Source organism: Citreimonas sp. (assembly GCF_042096055.1).
Taxonomy (GTDB): domain Bacteria; phylum Pseudomonadota; class Alphaproteobacteria; order Rhodobacterales; family Rhodobacteraceae; genus Citreimonas.
The window spans coordinates 1-3,534 of sequence record NZ_JBELMH010000153.1; the positions used below are offsets into that span (position 1 = coordinate 1).

Consider the following 3,534-nt stretch of genomic DNA (forward strand, 5'->3'; position numbering starts at 1 on the left):
CAGCATACAGGTGCGCGCCCGCAATTCCAGCACTCGCGGCGCGCGTGGCGGGCGGGCAGGGGCGGCGTGTCGGGCACGGGGGGCTTGGAAAAGCCGCGCGGGCGGCACATCTTTCCTCCAGGTCCACCCGTGAACGAAGGCAAGGAACACCGCCATGGCCGGAGGCTGGAGCCGCGACGGCGCGGTCAGCGAACAGATCGAGGCGAGCATCGCCGAGGAACTCGAGCGCATGCGCGCGCGCCGCGCGCCCGCGGGCGAAAGCCTGACCCATTGCGCCGATTGCGAAGAGCCGATCCCCGAAGCGCGCCGCACCGCGATCCCGGGCGTGAAGCTCTGCGTCGATTGCGCGGCCGAGCGCCAGGGGATCCAGGCCCGTCGCGGCGGCATCAACCGGCGCGGCTCGAAGGACAGCCAGCTGAAGTGAGTGTTCGGTCGCTGGTCGCGCGGCCCGCGGACGCGATTTCAGTCCCGATTCCGGGCCTCGCCAATCACGCACCCGCACGCCGTCAGCGAGACCCAAGTATTGACGGAAGGTTAATCCGTCTCTGTAACCCATTGAAATTGCGTGCGCGGAAACATGTCCCATCGTGGGACACCCGCAATCGTCCCGTGCGGCTTCGGCCCTCCGCCCGCGTCCGGGCGCCCGCCCGAGCCCGGCCGCCACAGGCGGCGGGGCGAGACATCGGCGCGCGGCCCGCTAGGGCCGCGCTCGATTCAGCTCACGCGCGGCGCCACCGGGCCGCGCCCCGGCGGATCACTTCTCCATCGCCTCCAGCTCGTCGATGAAGCCCTCGATCATCGACAGCCCCTTGTCCCAGAACTTCGGGTCCGTCGCGTCCAGCCCGAACGGCGCCAGAAGCTCGGTGTGGTGCTTCGACCCGCCCGCTTTGAGCATGTCGAAATACTTGTCCTGGAACCCTTCGGGCGCGTCGCGATACGCGGCATAGAGCGCGTTCACCAGCCCGTCGCCGAAGGCGTAGGCGTAGACGTAGAAGGGCGAGTGCACGAAGTGCGGGATGTAGGCCCAGAAGGTCTCGTACCCTTCCATGTAGTCGAACGCGGGCCCAAGGCTTTCGGCCTGCACCGACATCCACAGCGCGTTGATGTCGTCCGGCGTCAGCTCGCCGCCGCGGCGCGCCTCGTGCAGCTTGCACTCGAAATCGTAGAACGCGATCTGGCGCACGACCGTGTTGATCATGTCCTCGACCTTGCCGGCGAGCAGCACCTTGCGCTCGTTCTGGTCCTTGGCCTTGTCGAGCAGCTTGCGGAAGGTCAGCATCTCGCCGAACACGCTCGCCGTCTCGGCCAGCGTCAGCGGGGTCGAGGCGAGCATCTCGCCCTGGTCGGACGCCAGCACCTGGTGCACGCCGTGGCCCAGCTCGTGCGCCAGGGTCATCACGTCCCGCGGCTTGCCGAGGTAGTTGAGCATCACGTACGGATGCACGTCCGTCACCGTGGGATGCGCGAAGGCGCCCGGCGCCTTGCCCGGCTTCACAGCCGCGTCGATCCAGCCCTTGTCGAAGAACGGCGTCGCGATCTCGGCCATGCGCGGATCGAACTCGGCATAGGCGTTCATCACCGTCTCGCGCGCCTCGGGCCAGGTCACCGTGCGCGGCGTGTCCATCGGCAGCGGCGCGTTGCGGTCCCAGACCTGCATCCGGTCCAGTCCCAGCCACTTCTGCTTGAGCGCGTAGTACCGGTGCGACAGCCGCGGATAGGCCGCCACGACCGCGTCGCGCAGCGCCTGGACCACCTCGGCCTCGACGTCGTTCGACAGGTGACGCGCGGCCTGCGCGCTGGGCATGCCGCGCCAGCGGTCCATGATCTGCTTTTCCTTGGCCTGGGTGTTGTGCACCCGGGCGAAGGTCCGCACCCTCTCTGAGAACACCCGCGCCAGCTCGCGCGCGGCGGCCTCGCGCTTGGCGCGGTCGGGGTCAGTGAGGTAGTTGAGCGTCCCCTCGATGCCCAGTTCCTCGCCGTCGACCTCGAAGGTGAGGCCGGCGATGGTCTCGTCGAAGAGCCGCTCCCACGCGTCGCCGACGACGCCGAGGTCGTGCAGGAACTTCTCGAGCTCGTCCGACAGCTGGTAGGGCTTCATCGCCCGGATGCGCCGCAGCGCCGGGCGATAGCGCGCAAGGTCCGTGTCCGCGGACAGCCAGCCCTCGATGGTGGCATCGTCGATGCGGTTAAGCTCGAGCGTGAAGAACACCAGCGACGTGGTGTAGGTGGTGATTTTCTCCTGCGCATCGGACAGGAACTTCGCGCGCTCGGAGTCGGTGGTCAGCTGGTAGTAGCGCAGCCCGGCATAAGACATGATGCGCCCGGCGACGCTTTCGATGCGTTCATGCCGGCGGATGACGTCCAGAAACGCGGCCGCGTCCAGCGTGGCCAGCTTGCCCTCGTAATCCTCGGCGAAGCTCTGGCAGGCCTGTTCCAGCCAGTCGAGATCGCGCTTGAGCTCGGGCGCGTCGGGGGCGGCGTAGAGATCGCTCAGATCCCATTCCGGCAGGTCGCCCAGGTCGCGACCGCCGCGGGTGGCATCGGCATCGCGGACGGGAAAGGGTAGCTGGAACATCGCAAGGACCTCGTCGATTGGGGCGCGCGGTTGGCCGCTTGGCAGACTTAGACCGTGCGGGGCGCGGGGACAACCGCGGGCCGGGCAGGTGCCGGTGCCGTGGTCCGGCGGCCAGGTTGCGCGACATCGGGCGCAATTCGCGCAAGCCGTCGTCGATTTCAGGTGCGAAAACGGAATCTTAAGGGCATCGTGGCGATAAGACGGTGGTTGTTACTGGTATCCGGGTGATCCTGGCATGAACGATAGTCCGACGCCCTGCGCAGGTTGCCGCAACGGAGAGATGTTCCAGCACCCGATCTCGATGGCGTTCCAGCCGATCGTGTCGGTGTCTCAGCAGTGCGTGCACGCGCACGAGGCGCTGGTGCGGGGCGCGGACGGCGCCGGCGCGGCCTCGGTCTTCGCCCAGGTGGACGAGACGACGCGCTACGCCTTCGACCAGACCTGCCGCGCCACGGCAATCGGCCTCGCCCAGCGTCTGGAACTGGCGCAAAGCGGCGCGCTGCTGTCGATCAACTTCCTGCCAAACGCCGTCTACGATCCCCGCGCCTGCATTCGCGTGACGCTGAAGGCGGCGGAAGAGGCCGGCTTTCCCGTCGACCGCATCATGTTCGAATTCACCGAATCCGAACGGGTCAACCCGGCCCACCTGCTGGGGATCCTGCAGCATTACCGCGCGCTGGGTTTTCTGACCGCGATTGACGATTTCGGCGCGGGCTACGCCGGCACCGGGCTGCTCGTCGATTTCGTGCCCGACGTGGTCAAGCTTGACATGCACCTGATCCGCAACGCCGATCAGTGCGACCACAGGCGCATCGTGCTGCGCCACACGGTCGGGATGCTGCAGGATCTCGGAGTGACCGTCGTGGGCGAGGGGGTCGAGACGCTGGGCGAATACGAGGTGCTGCGCGAGGTGGGCGTCGACCTGATGCAGGGCTACCTTTTCGCCGCGCCGCTGTTCG

3 protein-coding genes are annotated in these 3,534 nt (G+C 67.7%); 2 read left to right on the top strand and 1 reads right to left on the bottom strand.

The window, feature by feature from the left end:
* Positions 1 to 154: 154 nt before the first annotated feature.
* Entirely contained in the window at positions 155 to 424 is a 270-nt protein-coding gene (locus ACFDTC_RS17845; RefSeq protein WP_375260222.1) for a DksA/TraR family C4-type zinc finger protein, read from the top strand.
* 330 nt (positions 425 to 754) lie between these two features.
* On the opposite strand, the gene ACFDTC_RS17850 is transcribed toward ACFDTC_RS17845, so the two are convergent.
* Positions 755 to 2,575, bottom strand: a complete 1,821-nt coding sequence (locus ACFDTC_RS17850; RefSeq protein ID WP_375260223.1) for a M3 family oligoendopeptidase — start codon at positions 2,573 to 2,575, stop codon at positions 755 to 757.
* Between the two features lie 235 nt (positions 2,576 to 2,810).
* Between ACFDTC_RS17850 and ACFDTC_RS17855 the strand changes: the two genes are divergently transcribed.
* A partial coding sequence (locus ACFDTC_RS17855; protein ID WP_375260224.1) for an EAL domain-containing protein occupies positions 2,811 to 3,534 on the top strand: 724 nt, incomplete at its 3' end.